Origin of the sequence: Mobilicoccus pelagius NBRC 104925 (assembly GCF_000247995.1) — a bacterium.
GTDB classification, from domain to species: domain Bacteria; phylum Actinomycetota; class Actinomycetes; order Actinomycetales; family Dermatophilaceae; genus Mobilicoccus; species Mobilicoccus pelagius.
In genome coordinates, this window is the sequence record NZ_BAFE01000089.1 from 160,266 (window position 1) to 174,286 (window position 14,021).

17 protein-coding genes are annotated in these 14,021 nt (G+C 73.7%); 6 read left to right on the top strand and 11 right to left on the bottom strand.

Annotation, left to right across the window (positions count from 1 at the left end; genetic code table 11):
- Window positions 1–15 precede the first annotated feature (15 nt).
- The 5 genes from MOPEL_RS13225 to MOPEL_RS13245 form a co-directional block, all read right to left on the bottom strand.
- Complete coding sequence (locus tag MOPEL_RS13225; RefSeq protein WP_009483376.1) at window positions 16–264, bottom strand: type II toxin-antitoxin system VapB family antitoxin; 249 nt, start codon at window positions 262–264, stop codon at window positions 16–18.
- Between the two features lie 117 nt (window positions 265–381).
- On the bottom strand, window positions 382–1,164 hold the full coding sequence (cobM, locus tag MOPEL_RS13230; protein WP_009483377.1) for a precorrin-4 C(11)-methyltransferase: 783 nt from the start codon (window positions 1,162–1,164) through the stop codon (window positions 382–384).
- Window positions 1,161–1,802: a cobalamin biosynthesis protein gene (locus tag MOPEL_RS13235; protein ID WP_009483378.1), complete on the bottom strand. Its 642-nt coding sequence runs from the start codon at window positions 1,800–1,802 to the stop codon at window positions 1,161–1,163. Before MOPEL_RS13235 ends, cobM begins: the two co-directional genes overlap by 4 nt.
- Window positions 1,799–2,965, bottom strand: coding sequence for a precorrin-6y C5,15-methyltransferase (decarboxylating) subunit CbiE (gene cbiE / locus MOPEL_RS13240; protein WP_009483379.1), 1,167 nt, complete (start codon window positions 2,963–2,965; stop codon window positions 1,799–1,801). The genes MOPEL_RS13235 and cbiE overlap by 4 nt, the downstream gene beginning before the upstream one ends.
- A gap of 132 nt (window positions 2,966–3,097) precedes the next feature.
- Window positions 3,098–3,355, bottom strand: coding sequence for a hypothetical protein (locus MOPEL_RS13245; protein ID WP_009483380.1), 258 nt, complete (start codon window positions 3,353–3,355; stop codon window positions 3,098–3,100).
- A 325-nt stretch (window positions 3,356–3,680) separates the two neighbouring features.
- On the opposite strand from MOPEL_RS13245, the gene MOPEL_RS17825 reads away from it, so the two are divergent.
- The gene (locus MOPEL_RS17825) at window positions 3,681–3,851 is read left to right on the top strand and encodes a hypothetical protein (RefSeq protein ID WP_009483382.1); all 171 of its coding nucleotides are present in this window, start codon (window positions 3,681–3,683) and stop codon (window positions 3,849–3,851) included.
- Between the two features lie 27 nt (window positions 3,852–3,878).
- Here MOPEL_RS17825 and MOPEL_RS13250 read toward each other — a convergent pair whose 3' ends face one another.
- Window positions 3,879–4,628 carry a cobalt-precorrin-6A reductase gene (locus MOPEL_RS13250; protein WP_040634542.1) on the bottom strand — a complete coding sequence of 250 codons (750 nt, stop codon included), beginning with the start codon at window positions 4,626–4,628 and terminating at the stop codon, window positions 3,879–3,881.
- Window positions 4,629–4,924: 296 nt separating this feature from the next.
- On the opposite strand from MOPEL_RS13250, the gene MOPEL_RS13255 reads away from it, so the two are divergent.
- From MOPEL_RS13255 to MOPEL_RS16175, 4 genes are all read left to right on the top strand, one after another.
- A complete protein-coding gene (locus MOPEL_RS13255) occupies window positions 4,925–6,163 on the top strand; it encodes a cobalt-precorrin-5B (C(1))-methyltransferase (RefSeq protein WP_009483384.1) in 1,239 nt (412 codons plus the stop codon).
- Window positions 6,160–7,311: an acyltransferase family protein gene (locus MOPEL_RS13260; RefSeq protein ID WP_009483385.1), complete on the top strand. Its 1,152-nt coding sequence runs from the start codon at window positions 6,160–6,162 to the stop codon at window positions 7,309–7,311. The genes MOPEL_RS13255 and MOPEL_RS13260 overlap by 4 nt, the downstream gene beginning before the upstream one ends.
- A 108-nt stretch (window positions 7,312–7,419) precedes the next feature.
- Window positions 7,420–8,079 (top strand): precorrin-6Y C5,15-methyltransferase (decarboxylating) subunit CbiT, encoded by a 660-nt coding sequence (cbiT, locus tag MOPEL_RS13265; RefSeq protein WP_245544786.1) that lies wholly within the window; start codon window positions 7,420–7,422, stop codon window positions 8,077–8,079.
- A complete protein-coding gene (locus tag MOPEL_RS16175; RefSeq protein ID WP_009483387.1) occupies window positions 8,076–8,726 on the top strand; it encodes a GOLPH3/VPS74 family protein in 651 nt (216 codons plus the stop codon). The genes cbiT and MOPEL_RS16175 overlap by 4 nt, the downstream gene beginning before the upstream one ends.
- A gap of 324 nt (window positions 8,727–9,050) precedes the next feature.
- Here MOPEL_RS16175 and hisF read toward each other — a convergent pair whose 3' ends face one another.
- Window positions 9,051–9,830, bottom strand: a complete 780-nt coding sequence (gene hisF / locus MOPEL_RS13275; RefSeq protein ID WP_009483388.1) for an imidazole glycerol phosphate synthase subunit HisF — start codon at window positions 9,828–9,830, stop codon at window positions 9,051–9,053.
- 141 nt (window positions 9,831–9,971) lie between these two features.
- Here hisF and MOPEL_RS13280 point away from each other — a divergent pair, with 141 nt between their 5' ends.
- On the top strand, window positions 9,972–11,390 hold the full coding sequence (locus MOPEL_RS13280) for an FUSC family protein (protein ID WP_009483389.1): 1,419 nt from the start codon (window positions 9,972–9,974) through the stop codon (window positions 11,388–11,390).
- Between the two features lie 37 nt (window positions 11,391–11,427).
- On the opposite strand, the gene MOPEL_RS16830 is transcribed toward MOPEL_RS13280, so the two are convergent.
- The 4 genes from MOPEL_RS16830 to ribH all read right to left on the bottom strand — a co-directional run bounded on the left by MOPEL_RS16830 (window position 11,428) and on the right by ribH (window position 13,990).
- On the bottom strand, window positions 11,428–12,084 hold the full coding sequence (locus tag MOPEL_RS16830) for a PH domain-containing protein (protein WP_009483390.1): 657 nt from the start codon (window positions 12,082–12,084) through the stop codon (window positions 11,428–11,430).
- Window positions 12,085–12,106: 22 nt separating this feature from the next.
- Window positions 12,107–12,952 (bottom strand): ATP phosphoribosyltransferase, encoded by an 846-nt coding sequence (hisG, locus tag MOPEL_RS13290; RefSeq protein WP_009483391.1) that lies wholly within the window; start codon window positions 12,950–12,952, stop codon window positions 12,107–12,109.
- Window positions 12,953–13,101: 149 nt separating this feature from the next.
- Window positions 13,102–13,365, bottom strand: coding sequence for a phosphoribosyl-ATP diphosphatase (locus MOPEL_RS13295; protein WP_009483392.1), 264 nt, complete (start codon window positions 13,363–13,365; stop codon window positions 13,102–13,104).
- A gap of 136 nt (window positions 13,366–13,501) precedes the next feature.
- Window positions 13,502–13,990, bottom strand: coding sequence for a 6,7-dimethyl-8-ribityllumazine synthase (gene ribH, locus MOPEL_RS13300; protein WP_009483393.1), 489 nt, complete (start codon window positions 13,988–13,990; stop codon window positions 13,502–13,504).
- Between the last annotated feature and the right edge of the window lie 31 nt (window positions 13,991–14,021).

Consider the following 14,021-nt stretch of genomic DNA (forward strand, 5'->3'; position numbering starts at 1 on the left):
GCCGGGTCCCCAGGCTCAGCCGCGACCAGATCGAGTTGTCGACGAGGTAGTCGGTCGTGTCGACGGCGGAGTGACGACGGGAGCCGCCAACCCCTCGGCCAGGCCGTCGAGCTCGGCGATTGCCTCGATCATGGTGCCCTTCTGACGGGACGCGACCAGGCGACGAAGCGCGAGGTCGATCACCGCCCCATTGGTGCGCTCACCGGTGACCTCACGGGCGCGTGCGATGAGCTCCGGGTCGAGGTCGACACTTGTCATGGTCATGCGTATCCCTCCCCTGCCGGTCTCGTTCTACATATCTCGTCATATGACGGCGGGGTCCGCAGAGGAACCGTCGTGGGGCCGACACGACCCGCATCCGGTGAACCGCGCTGACGTCGGTCAACTCCGGAGCAGCGGAGGCGGGAGGGGGTCGTCGCGGCGGGCGGCGGCGCAGGCGGTGGAGTAGAGGTGGGAGTCCTCGAAGTCCCCCGCTTCGAGGGCGCGTCCGACGAAGAGGAGCGCCGTGCGGCGGATCCCCTTGCCGCGCACCGTGGTCGCGAGGTCGGCGAGTCGGCACCGGGCGACGACCTCGTCGTCACGGCTCGCCATGGCGACGACGGCGGCGGGGCAGTCCTCGCCGTAGTGCGGCAGGAGGGTCTCGACGACGTCCTCGACGAGGTTCGTCGCGAGGTGGAGGACGAGGAGCGCGCCCGTGCGCGCGAGGTTGTCGAGCTCCTCCCCCGGCGGCATCGTGGTCGCGTTGCGGGAGGCGCGGGTGAGGATGATCGTCTGCCCGACCGTGGGCACCGTGAGTTCCTGCCCGAGCGACGCGGCGGCCGCGGCGAACGCGGGCACACCCGGCGTGAGGGAGTACGGCACCCCGGCCTCCTCCAGCCGCCGGATCTGCTCCGACACCGCGGAGTACACCGACAGGTCGCCCGACTGGAGCCGCGCGACGTCCTCGCCGCGTTCGTGGGCGGCGACGAGTTCTGCCGTGATCGCCTCGAGGTCGAGGTCGGCGGTGTCGACGAGTCGCGCGCCGGGCGGGCAGTGGTCGAGGACCTCCGGCGGCACGAGCGCGCCCGCGTAGAGGCAGACGGGGCTCGACTCGAGGATGCGGACGGCCCGCAGCGTGAGCAGATCGGCGGCACCAGGTCCGGCACCGATGAAGTGGACGGTCACGAGAGCTCCTCGGGGGCGAGACGACCGACGGCGACGGTCGAGCTTCCGGAGACGTGCTTGGGGACGACGAGCCGCGCCCCGCAGGCGAGGACGGCGGCCTCGGCGACGCTGCGGGTGCCGACGGCGTCGGCGACGACGTCGCTCGGGGTGGGAACGGCCTGGGCGTCGAGGGTCTCGGCGGGCAAGGCGCGGACGGGGACGCCGAGTCCGTCGGCGAATGCCTGCACCTGCGGGTCGTCGGCCTTGCCGTCGACGGTGGCGAGGGCCGCGAGCGCGGCGGCGGCGAGGAGGTTGTCGGCGAGCACCCGGTCGACGTGGCCGCGCAGGGTGGCGGCGTCGACGCCGTCGCGGAGGCCGACGCCGACGACGAGGGTCGGCGGGGTGAGCACGGCGACGGGGATCGGTGACATGCCGACGACGAGCGCGGGATCCATGTCGGTGACGACGACGCGCGCGGCGGGGGCCTCGGCGGCGCGGACGAGGTTCTCCGGGAGGTCACCACCGACGACGCCCATCGGGTCGTCGAGGTCGACGGGTTGGCGCGACCGCAGGGCCGCGGCAACCTCGGCGGCACGGCCGCTGATGGGCCAGGCGAGGTCGTCGAGCGCGGGCAGGCCGAGCGGGGTGGGCGTGCTCATGGGGCTCCTTGGAGGCGGTGTCCGATGACGAGGTGGCGGGTGGGCGGTGCGTCGACCGGGGCGTCGATGGGGGCGGGCGTCATCCGGGGGACGGTGAGAGCGGAGATCCCCCACCCCGCGGGCGCCTCGCCGAGGTCGTGCGGTGCGGGTCCTTCGCCCGCCAGGACGACGCAGCGGGCGCGGTCCCAGTCGGCGACGGCAGCAAGGTCGGGGGCTCCGGGAACGGCGAGGAACACGAGGTCGGGTTCGTCGAGGGCGGGCAGGCCCGCGAGTGTCGGGGCCGGCGACGCCCCCCGCACGGCCGCACCGCGTTCCTCCACCGCCGCGGCGACGAGCGGGTCGCCGTCGACGAGAGCGAGGTCTCCAGGAGCAGCGCCGAACGCGCCGACGACGAGAGCCGAGAGGGGGTCGGTGCGCAGGTCGGCGGCGCGGGCGTGGGTGCCGCGCTCGCCGAGACGCCACGGCATGCCGGGGCCGCTCCACGGCGAGGGCGCGGCCGTGTCCCCCGTGGGGTCCCCCTCGAGTCCGTCGGTGACAGCGAGGACGACGTTGGGTTCGCCGATGTCGGCGGGGTCGAGGGCGAGGGCCTCCTCGCGGGTGAACCACCGCACCCGCTCGCCCTCCTCGCCGAGGTGTTCGACGAGGACGAGACGCCGCGGCCAGGAGGTGAGGGCGGCGGCGATCTCGCGGATCCCGGCGCCGACGGTCGTCATGACGGCGACGCGCTCGTGGGCGCGGATGACGTTGACGGCGCGCCGGAGATCGCGGCCGTGCGCGGAGACGATCTGGGCGTCCTCCCAGGGCAACCCGGCCCGCCCGAACGCGAGCGCGCACGCCGACGGGGCGGGGTGGACGACGAGGTCGAGACCGGCGCCGTGGAGACGGCGGACCATGCCGAAGAAGCCGGGATCACCACTCGCGACGACGACACCCCGCTGCCCGGGCCCGAGGGAGCGCAGGGCGTCGAGGGCGGGGTCGACGGGTCCGAGGACGACGCGGCGCTCCTCGGGGACGCCGAGGGCGGTGAGGTGACGACGACCGCCGACGACGAGGTCGGCCAAGGCGATGTCAGCGCGCGCGGAGGCCGGCAGGGGCGCCGCGGCCCCGATCCACCCGTGGACGTGCACGGGGTGGCCGCCGGTGAGGGTCGTGTCCTCGCTCATCCGTTCCTCCTTCACGCCGCCCGAGCACTCTACGGGCGCGGCGAAGGCGTGGGAGCGGGAGTCGGGGGTCCCGGGCCGTGCGTCCTCAGCGGGGACCACCCGTCCGGCGACGGCGGGCCCCCGGCGGGGGTCTCAGCGCCCCCGGATGACGAACGGCCGGGAGGTGGACCGCGCCCACGGCCCCTGCGGCGCGACCTGGACACGGTAGGTGTTCATGCCCTTGCGGGGAGGCTGCGCCGTGAGCATGAACGCACCGCTCGCGCGGATGACGCCGCTGTTCACCGTCCGCCAGGTGTTGCGGGAGTAGTGCCGCTGCAGCGGCACCCGGACGCCCTCGGCGCCGCGGGAGACCGAGGACCCCGTGACACGGACGACGCGACCCGCGCGCACCGTCGACGATGCGCGGTGCGTGCGAACCCCGCACCTGCAGCGTCGGCCCCGTCGTGCGAGCGGTGACGTACGGCGGGATGGCGGAAGGGCACCGTTCCATCGACATCGATCCCGATGCCTCTCACAGCGGCCGGCACCCGCCCGTGGTCACGCCCGCGCCCGCCCCGGTGAGCAGAGACACGTGGCCCGCCGGGGTCGCCGCGTGTAGGCCACGGCGCGACGAGAGGCGTGGGGCCGACCCCGATCGGATCCGGACCAGACGTGCCCAGTCTCCCGCGGCGCGAACGTCCAGGACCTGCAGCCCCGGGAACGCGCCCTCCTCACCGTGGCCGTCGCCTCGGACAGCGAGACGGAACTGTTCGGCGTCCACGGCCTCGAACTCGGCGCGGACACGTACGAGGCGCTGACCCGAGCGGTGCACGGCAATCCCGCCCTCGCACGACTCGAGGCCGCGGCCGCCTACACGGCGACGCCGCTCGACCGGTGGGTGTCCTGAGGTCGGGAGAGCCGGACGGTTCGACGATCAGCGGACGAGGCGGCGGGCGACCCAGTCGACGGCGGCCTCGGGGTCGGGGACGGTGAGGAGGCCGGGAGGCAGCGGCGGTCGGGAGACGAGGACGACGGGGATGCCGAGCTCACGAGCGGCGGACATCTTCGCGATCGTCGCGCCACCGCCGCTGTTCTTCGTCACGAGGCAGTCGATGCGGCGGTCGCGCATGAGGGCGACCTCCTCGGGCACGACGAACGGCCCCTTCGCGAGGAGGATCTCGTGGTGGGCCGGCAGCGGTGGTTCGGGGGCCTCGACGCTCCGCATGAGGCACCACGCCTTCACCCCGGCGAACTCGCTCGCCTCCTGGCGGCCCGTCGTGACGAACAGGCGGGTCCCGATCCGATCGGCGGTCCGCGCCGCCTCCGCGAGCGTGTCGACCTCGTGCCACGTGTCACCGGGCAGCGGCTGCCAGGCGGGGCGATCGACGCGGACGAGAGGGACGCCGGTGATCGAGCACGCCTTCGCGGCGTTGTGCGTCATCTCCGCCGCGAACGGGTGCGTCGCGTCGATGACGAGATCGACCTTCTCCGCGAACAGGTGCGCCATGAGCCCGTTCACCCCACCGAACCCGCCGATGCGCACCTCGCCCGGAAGCTGCTCGGGCGAACGCACCCGACCGGCGAGGGAACTCGTGAGCTCGACCCCGGGTAGCCCGACGAGGTCGCGCGCGAGCTGCCGCCCCTCGGAGGTGCCGCCGAGCAGAAGGATGCGCGTGGGTGCCATGCCCGCCAGTGTGGCAGCCCACCCCACCTCGACCGCACCCCGCGCGGGTGCCTCGTCGACGTGTCCGCACCCCACGGGAGGCCTCGCGACGCCAGTCGCTGTCTCGACGTGGCGCCCTCAGAACGGATTCGATCCGGTCACGGCCGGCATCGGCGCAGGTCGTCGTCTTCCCGTGGCGCGATCGGCCACGTCGACTCCGTTCTCAGGGCGCGACGTCGGCGCAGGGCCCGGAGGATCGCGCGACGACGCCGCCGGGCGGCGCCCGCACGACGGGGCGCGGCTGGCACGATGTCGGCGTGACAGAGCCGCAGCACGCCCACGCCGATCCCGACGCCGCACCGACGCCCACGTCCGAGGCCGCGACGACGACGCCCGCCGCCGCGGCACCGGGGGCGAAAACCGGTGGGCGCCAGGCGCAGCTCGACCACACCGGGTTGCGGCCGGGGTGGACGACGGGAGCGTGCGCGACCGCGGCGGCGACCTCTGCGACGGCGGCCCTCCTCGGCGAGGAGTTCACCGACCCCGTGACGATCACGCTGCCCAAGGGCCGCACCCCCGCCTTCGCGCTCACCCGCGAGGAGCGCGGCGAGGACGAGCGCGGCCCGTGGGCGCGCGCCTCGGTGACGAAGGACGCCGGTGACGACCCCGACGTCACCCACCTCGCCGTCGTCGAGGCGACCGTGCGCCGCGGCGAGCCGGGTTCCGGGGTGACGTTCGTCGCCGGGCCCGGGGTCGGCACGGTCACGCTCCCCGGCCTGCCGCTCGAGGTGGGTGAACCGGCGATCAACCCGGTTCCCCGCCGACTCGTCACCGAGCACGTCACCGCCGTCGCCGAATCCCACGGCGTGGCACCCGATCTCGAGGTGACGGTCGGGGTCGTCGACGGCGAGAGGATCGCCGCGCAGACGTGGAACCCGCGCCTCGGCATCCTCGGTGGCCTTTCGATCCTCGGCACGACCGGCGTCGTCGTCCCCTACTCGTGCGCGGCGTGGATCGACTCCATCCACCGTGGCATCGACGTCGCCCGCGCCCTCGGCCACACCCACGTCGCCGGATGCACCGGCTCGACGAGCGAGAAGGTCGTCGTCGCCGAGTACGACCTGCCGGAGACGAGCCTGCTCGACATGGGCGATTTCGTCGGCGCCGTGCTCAAGCACCTCCGCCGCCACCCCGTCGACCGGCTGACGATCTGCGGGGGGTTCGCCAAGCTCTCCAAGCTCGCGGCCGGGCACCTCGACCTGCACTCCGGACGCTCACAGGTCGACCTCGACCACCTCGCCGGGCTCGCGGTCGAGGCGGGCGCCCACGCCGGCCTCGCCGCGCGGATCCGCGCAGGCAACACCGGCCTCGAGGCCCTCACGTTGTGCCGGGAGGCGGGCGTGCCCCTCGGTGACGCCGTCGCGCGCACCGCCGCCGCACAGGCGACGGATGTCCTCGGCGGCGCACCGGTGACCGTCGACGTCATCTGCATCGACCGGTCGGGCACGATCGTCGGCCGCTCCATCCCCGCCGACGCCGACTCCGCGGACGGGTGACCGCCCACCGTCCCGAGGACGCCCCGGCCCGGGGACGGACGCGGTTGCCCGGTCTCGACGGGATCCGCGCCGTCGCGATCGTCCTCGTCCTCACCGTCCACGCCGACCTCCTCCACGGCGGGTTCATCGGTGTCGACCTCTTCTTCGTCCTGTCGGGGTTCCTCATCACGGCGCTGCTCCTCGACGAGGCGACCCGCACGGGTGCGATCGACCTCGTCGGCTTCTGGCTGCGGCGGGCGTTCCGGCTGCTCCCGGCCGTCGTGACCTTCCTCGCCGTCGGCCTCGTCGTCGCCGCCGTCACCCGCCCCGAGGCGTTGCCGCAGATCACGCTCAACGCCGTCGCCGTGCTCGCGGGCGTCTACAACTACGCCTTCCCCGCGACCGGCGGGGCGACGACGTGGGACGGGCACCTGTGGTCGCTCTCGGTGGAGGCGCAGTTCTACCTCCTGTGGCCGCCGCTCCTCCTCGCGGGGCTGCGGCACCTGTCCCGGCGGTCGCTCATGGGCGTCGTCGCGCTCGCGATCGTCGCCGTGGGGGTGTGGCGCGCCGCCGTCGGCCTCGGCCACGTGCCCGGCCACACCGACTGGTACCACTCGACCGACACCCACGTCGACGGACTCCTCGCCGGAGCCCTCCTCGCCCTCGGCCTCGACACCGGTGCGGTCCGAGCGGATTCGCCCGGCGCACGGCGCGCCTGGACCGCGGCGGCCGTCGCCGGGGCCGCCGTGATCGGGCTCGTCACCGTCACCTCCCCGCGCCTCATGGAGGACCCGAGGTGGACCTACCTCGGCGGACTCACGCTCGTCGCGCTCGCGGCGACTGCCGTCGTCGGCGTGGTCGTCCTCGTCCCCGACTCCCCCGTCGCGACCGTCCTCGCCTCCCCGCGGATGGCGCACGTCGGGCGGGTCTCCTACGCGTTCTACGTGTGGCACTACCCGGTGGTCCTCGGCCTGCCCGCGCACCTCGACCCCCACGTCGGGCGAGTCGGCTCGACCCTCGTCGCATTCGTCGTCACCCTCGGCCTCGCCGAGGTGTCGACGTGGTGCGTCGAACGGCCCGCCGGGCACCTGCGTGGCCCGGTGGAACGCCTCGCCCCGGTGACGCGGCTGCGTGCCCGATTCACCCTCGGGGTGGAGCAGCGGATGTAGGTGCCGCGACGTGCGGCGGGAGGTCCCGGCCACCCCGACGCCCACCCGGCCGCCGACCACGCCCGCCGTAGGCTGGAGACCATGCCCTCCGCCCACGACGCACCATCCGTGTCCGACGCATCCGTGTCCGACACCGCCGCACCCGTCGCTGCCGCGACCTCCCCGGGCGCCTCGACCCCCGGCACGCCCGCCTCGGACGACTGGGGCCTCACCCCCGGCCTCCCCGAGGAGGCGTACGAGCACGACGGCCAGATCACGAAGCGCGAGGTGCGGGCGGTGACCCTCGCCCTCCTCGCGCCGCGTCCCGGGGAGCTCCTCTGGGACGTCGGTGGCGGTTCGGGCAGCATCGGCATCGAGTGGTTGCGCGCCCACGAGTCGTGCCGCGCCGTCACCGTCGAACCGCGCGCGGACCGGGCCGAGCGCATCACCCGCAACGCCGCGACGCTCGGCGCCCCCGGTCTCGAGGTCGTCGTCGGGCGGGCCCCCGAGGCCCTCGACGGGTTGCCGACCCCCGACGCGGTGTTCGTCGGCGGCGGACTCACCGCCCCGGGCCTGCTCGACCTCTGCCTCGCGGCCCTGCGCCCGGGCGGTCGCATCGTCGCGAACGCGGTGACGCACGAGACCGAGGCGCTCCTCCTCGCCGCCCACCGTCGGCACGGCGGGTTCCTCGGCCGCATCGCCGTCGAGCGAGTCGGACACATCGGCGGGTTCACGGCGTGGACGCCCTCCCGCGCCATCACGACGTGGTCTGCGACGATCGGCTCATGACCGCGGCCGTCGTCGACCAGATGCTCGTCCTCGGCACGTCGCCGGAGGGCCGCCACGCGGTGACCGACCTGCCGTGTCTCGTCGCGGGGGCGGCGTTCGCCGACCTCGCCCTCGCAGGGCGCCTCGCCTGCCCCGGGCGCACGGTGCGCGTCGAGGACGAGACCCCGACCGGCCACCCCGTCCTCGACGAGGTCCTCGCGAACGTCGCGACCGTCCGGGTGCCCCGCACGCCGTGGCGGTGGGTGTTCGACTGCGCCCGCCCCGTCCTCGGCGCCGAGCGTCGCCGCCTCGTCGACGAGGGCGTCCTCGGCGCGGAGGAGGACACGGTGCTCGGCATGCTGCCACGGGTCCGCCATCCCCTCCTCGACGTCCCGCTCCGCGACGAGATCCTCGAACGGGTGCGCACGGTCGTCCTCGCCGACGACGTCACCGCCGCCCGCGACGAGGCCCGCCCCGACACGCGGATGCTCCTGTCGCTCCTCGGGACGACGCACCACCCTCGCCGCACGGCCGCCGCACTCGTCCCCGAACTCGACGCACGTCGCCTACGGGCCCGCCTCGGGGACGCGTCGACCCCGCACTGGGTGACGACCGGCACCGCTCGCGCCATCACGTTGGCGAACGCCGCCCGCGCCGGCGCCCACTGAGCACTTCTTTACCGATTTCGTACTCGCGCAAGGGCTTTCCTGACCTCAAGTCGTGCGTCCGCCTCGTACTCTGGCGATGGTTCGTCAGCCTCCCCCCGGCTGTGCAGGACCCAGCGGCCCCGGTCCCCCCCACCGGGGCCGCCGTCCGTTCCGGGCCGTCTTCCGCACGCCGGCAGGGCGCCACGCCGCAGATGCGGTGAGGTGCAGGGCCCGTCGACCCCGACGCAGACGTGTCCGTCGTCGAGAGCGCACCCTGCTGCCCGCGCGCCGTGCCGAGGTCGCGGCCAGCGACGCCGTCCCGCACCGCGCGCGGGTGGACGTCGGTCAGCGGACCTCGACGCCGCCCTCGGCGAGGGCGCGCTTGACGTCGGCGACGGTCATCTCACCGAAGTGGAAGACGCTCGCGGCGAGCACCGCGTCGGCGCCGGCACGCACGGCGGGGAGGAAGTGCGAGACGTCTCCCGCACCGCCGCTCGCGACGAGCGGCACGTCGACCCGCGCCCGCACGGCCCCGAGGAGTTCGAGGTCGAAGCCCGCCTTGGTGCCGTCGGCGTCCATCGAGTTGAGGAGGATCTCGCCCGCCCCGCGCCGGGCCGCCTCCTCGCACCAGGCGAGCGCGTCGAGGCCCGTCCCGCGGCGCCCGCCGTGGGTCGTCACCTCGAAGCCGCTCTCGCAGCGGGGATGCGCGGAGCCCTCGGGCTGGCGGCGCACGTCGGCCGAGAGGACGAGCACCTGCGCGCCGAACCGCGCGGCGACCTCGTCGATGAGCTCCGGCCGGGCGATCGCCGCCGTGTTGACGCCGACCTTGTCGGCCCCGGCCCGCAGGAGTCGGTCGACGTCGACGACGCTGCGCACCCCGCCGCCTACGGTGAGGGGGACGAAGACCTGCTCGGCCGTGCGGGCGACGACGTCGTAGGTCGTCTCCCGGTCGCCGCTGCTCGCGGTGACGTCGAGGAAGGTGAGTTCGTCGGCACCCTGCGCCGCGTACGTGCGGGCGAGTTCGACGGGGTCCCCCGCATCGCGGAGGTTCTCGAAGTTGACGCCCTTGACGACGCGTCCGGCGTCGACGTCGAGGCACGGGATGACACGGGTCGCGAGGCTCACGCGGCCAGTCTAGGAACTGCGGCGCACGGGCCGGGCCGTCGTCCACGACGGCCGATCACGACCTGCGGGGACTCGCCATGATCGTCGTGGCCGGAGCCCGTGGGCAGAGACGCCCGGGCCGCTTATCGTGGGGGTGTGCCCGTGCCCCACCCAAGCGAGTTGCAGGACGCCCTCGCGCGACGCACCGTCGCGGCGGGTCGTCGTGGGCGCGACTCCCTCGCCAAGCGGTACCGGCGGTTGCAGGAGAGGTTGTTCTTCATCACCCAGATCGCCCTCTCCGCCGCGATCGCCTGGTTCATCTCGCGCGACATCATCGGGCACACGCAGCCGTTCTTCGCGCCCGTCGCCGCCGTCGTCGCGCTCGGGTTCTCGTTCGGGCAGCGCATCGAACGGGCGGTGCAGATCGTCTTCGGCGTCGCCGTCGGCGTCCTCATCGGTGACGTCGCCGTCTCGATCATCGGCAGCGGGTACTGGCAGCTCGCGCTCATCGTCTTCTCGTCGATGGCGATCATGACAGTCGTGGACGGCCGGGTGCTACCGACGACGCAGGCCGGTCTGCAGTCGGCGATGGTGACGATCCTCGTCGCCCAACCCGACCAGGCCCTGTCGCGATGGATCGACGCGGTCGTCGGCGGTGTCGTCGCGCTCCTCGCCTCGACGATCACCCCGGCCTCGCCGTTGCGGCGTCCTCGGCAGCACACGGCCGAGATCGTCTCCGAGATGTCCGAGCTGTTCGCCGAGACGACGGCGTCCTTGCGGGAACGCGACCTCGCCCGCGCCGAACGCGCCCTCGCCCGCGCCCGCGACAGCGAGGAGGCCCTCGCGACGCTCGAGTCGCTCGCCGACGACGGCCTGTCGGTGATCCGGTCCTCCCCGTTCCGGCGTCGTCACCTCCCCGCCGTGCAGGAGATCGCCGATCTCCTCCCCCCTCTCGACCGGGCGATGCGCAACCTGCGGGTGCTCGTGCGGCGGGCGACGATCGCGCTACGTCAGGGCGAGGTCGTCCCCAAGGGGTACATCGACATGGTCGACGAGCTCGCGCAGATCACCGCCGCCATGGCGGAGGACCTCCAGGACCGCCACCTGCCCGACGGGCATCGTGCGGCGATGTACGAGCTCGGGGAGATGACGACGTACGTCACGTCTCGTCCGACGTTGTCGTCGGAGGTCATCCGGGCGCAGGTGCGTTCGATCGTCCTCGATCTGCTCATGGTGACCGGCCTGTCGTTCGAGGAGGCCTTCGCCGGGATTCCCACCTCTTACACGCTCGGTGGCGACGAGGGCGACTACCTGCCCGATTTCGTCCTCGACGGCGCCGATCACGATTCCGACGACGACCCCGACGGGTCGCGGACGCCCGAGGTGCTCGACCGCGCCCGGGCGAGCACCTCCGTTCGCGACGACCCACGTGGTGCGGACGAGGCCGACACCACGACGGTCAGGACCGCCGCCGATCGTGACCCGCACGAGCGCCGGCCGCTCGACGAGGAGCACCGCCCCGGCGCGACGAGACCTCCCCACGACGAGGACGGACCGGAACGGGGCACGCCCGAGGCGTGAACGGCTGCCGCCGCAGCCTCGTCGGGAGGCGACGGCCTCAGCGGAACGTGTCGGTGCCGTCGTCCTCGGAGGTGTCGGACCCCGTGAGGTCAGGGTCGTGCGGAGCCGCGTCGGTGGCGTCGGGGTGCGGGTCGGCCGCGGTGGCCGGGGGCATCGACGACGCCGGCTCGGGCTCGCGGGCGGAGTGGTAGTCGATGAGGGCGGCGAGACGGGCGGCCTCGGCGCGTCCGAACTCCCCATCGGCCTTCTGCACAGCCATGAGCGGCACCGTCTCGAAGTCCGCCGTGTCGAGATACGCCCACGGCGAGCCGCCACCGAACTGGAGGTGGACGATCTCGGCCCACTCGAGCTCACGGGTGATGAGGAGGTTGCGCACCGCGAGTCCCTCACGGGTGGGCACGGCGCGGATCTGCGCGAACCGCAGGAGGAACCACGCGATGGCGACGCCCATGAGGAACATGAGCAGCCGGTCGGAGATCGCCCAGTCGCCCTTCTGGGCCGCCTGCCCCGGCACGATGACGGCCGAGAGGGTGAACGTGACGAAGACGAGCGCGGCGGCGACGACGGGGACGACCCGACCGCGGCGTGGCCGGATGACCGCATAGGGGTCGCGGCGGGGACGGGCGCGCCCGGCAGCGCCTGCTCGAGCGCCCTCGGCGCGGGGTGACGGGTTCGACTCCGACGACGTGCTCACGGCGACCTCCTCCGGCGGGGACCTACAGGCGACAGGCGGCGATGTCGGTGACGAGGATGCCGCGGGCACCGAGGCCGTACAGCTCGTCCATCACCTTGTTCATGCCGACGCGCGGCACCATGGCGCGGACGGCGACGAACTGCTCGTCGTGGAGCGGAGACACCGTCGGTGACTCGATGCCGGGCGTGATCCGGGTGGCGCGGTCCACGAGCTCCACCCGGATGTCGTAGTCCATCATCACGTACGTGCGGGCCGTGATGACCCCGGAGAGCCGGCGTCGCAGGATCTCGAGGCGGTCGGGCTGGGCCGGGTCGGGTCGGGCGATGAGGACGCCCTCGCTCTTGAGGATGGGCTCACCGAACGTGACGAGGCCCTGGTTGCGGAGCGTCGTGCCGGTCTCGACGACGTCGGCGATGACGTCGGCGACACCGAGGGTGATCGACGTCTCCACGGCGCCGTCGAGGCGGACGACGTCGGCCTCGACACCCCGCTCGGCGAGGTGGTGGCGCACGAGGCCCGGGTAGGACGTCGCGATGCGGCGGCCCTGGAGGTCGGTGGCGGACCCGGCGACGCCGGCGCGGCCCGCGAATCGGAACGTCGACCGGGCGAACCCGAGCGGGAGGACCTCGTGGGCCTCGACGCCGGAGTCGAGGAGCAGGTCGCGACCGGTGATACCGGCGTCGAGGGTGCCCGCACCGACGTAGACGGCGATGTCACGAGGACGGAGGTAGAAGAACTCGATGTCGTTGTCGGCGTCGACGAGGACGAGTTCCTTGGCGTCGCGGCGAACGCTGTAGCCGGCCTCGCGCAGCATCGTCGTGGCGGACTCGGACAGCGATCCCTTGTTGGGGACGGCGACACGCAGCATGGATCTCTCCTGGGAGGGCAGGTGGGGGAAGGACGGGGCGTCGTGGGGCGGAGGTCCGCTCGACCGGAGTCGGAGTCGGAGTCGGAGCCGGGGCCGGGGCCGACGGCGTCGCCGGGCGGTGGCGCGGCCGATCGTGCAGCGGGCCGGCGTCACAGATGCCGGTAGACGTCCTCCAGCGAGATTCCCTGCGCCACCATGAGCACGAGGGTGTGGTAGAGCAGCTGGCTGATCTCCTCGGCGGAGCGGTCGTCGCCCTCGTGTTCGGCGGCCATCCACACCTCGGCCGCCTCCTCGACGACCTTCTTGCCGATGAAGTGGACCCCCGCGTCGAGTTCGGTCACGGTGCGCGATCCCTCGGGGCGCTCCTGCGACTTGGCGAGGATCTCGGCGTACATGTCCTCAAAGGTCTTCACGCGGTGAGCCTATCGGTCGTGGTGGGGAGGGGCGTCATCGCGTTCGCATGGCGAAAGGCGCCCATGTCCGCTCCGTCGGAGGGGGACGGCCGGGGCGTGCGGCGGACGGCACGCCCCGGCGGGGAGAGGGTGAGCATCAGAGCTCGGGCTCGGTGCTGCTGCGGAGGCGCTTGAGGGTGACGGCGGTCGCGACGGCGGCGGACGCGGCCTCGTGACCCTTCGACTCGGAGCTGCCGGGCAGGCCGGAGCGGTCGCGGGCCTGCTGCTCGTCGTCGCAGGTGAGGACGCCGAACCCGATGGGCGTCTCCGTCTGGAGGCTCGCCGTCGTGAGGCCGGTCGTCGCGGCCCCGCAGACGTAGTCGAAGTGCGGGGTGCCGCCGCGGATGACGACGCCGAGCGCCACGACGGCGTCGTACGTCTTCGCGAGTTCCTGTGCGACGACGGGCAGTTCGAAGCTGCCGGGGACGCGCACGGTCTCGACGTCGGTGCAGCCGCACTCGTCGAGGTACTGCTGCGCACCGGCGACGAGGGCGTCCATGATCTCGGTGTGCCACGAGGCAGCGACGATCGCGACGCGCAGCTCCCTGCCGTCGGCGGTGATGTCGGGGGCTCCTGCTCCACTCATCGGTGGGTCTCCTTCGTTCGCGGGTCGGTCG